Consider the following 418-nt stretch of genomic DNA (forward strand, 5'->3'; position numbering starts at 1 on the left):
GCTGCCCCGAGGACAGGACGGCCTCGCGGAGAACTGCACCGTCCACAACTACAACATCGTGCCGCTGCGCAACGGCCGCTACATCGCGGTCGGCGGGCACTACCAAGCAGGAACCTGGGCCACCGAATTCACCGACCCCGCCCACCCGGTCACGATCGGCTGGTCCGACCCACCCGCGATCAGCCCGCCCGACCTCGGCGGGGCCTGGTCGTCGTACTGGTACAACAACTTCATCTACGAGTCCAGCATCACCGAAGGACTCAACGTGTACCGGCTCAGCGGCAACGCCACCGGCGGCGCCCTCCGGCTCGGTCACCTCAACCCGCAGACGCAGGAGTTCTCCCTGCCGTGACACCAGATCGCTGGGCCCGTCGGTGACGGGGCCCAGTTCGAGGGGGAACCAACGAGGAGACAGAAC

Annotated in this window: 1 pseudogene; it reads left to right on the forward strand. The window is 67.2% G+C overall.

Annotated elements, in window-relative coordinates:
• Positions 1 to 352, forward strand: a pseudogene (locus IG04_RS47535) (hypothetical protein); the annotation flags it as partial.
• Positions 353 to 418: the final 66 nt, after the last annotated feature.

Source organism: Lentzea albidocapillata, assembly GCF_000719115.1.
GTDB classification, from domain to species: Bacteria; Actinomycetota; Actinomycetes; order Mycobacteriales; family Pseudonocardiaceae; genus Lentzea; species Lentzea albidocapillata.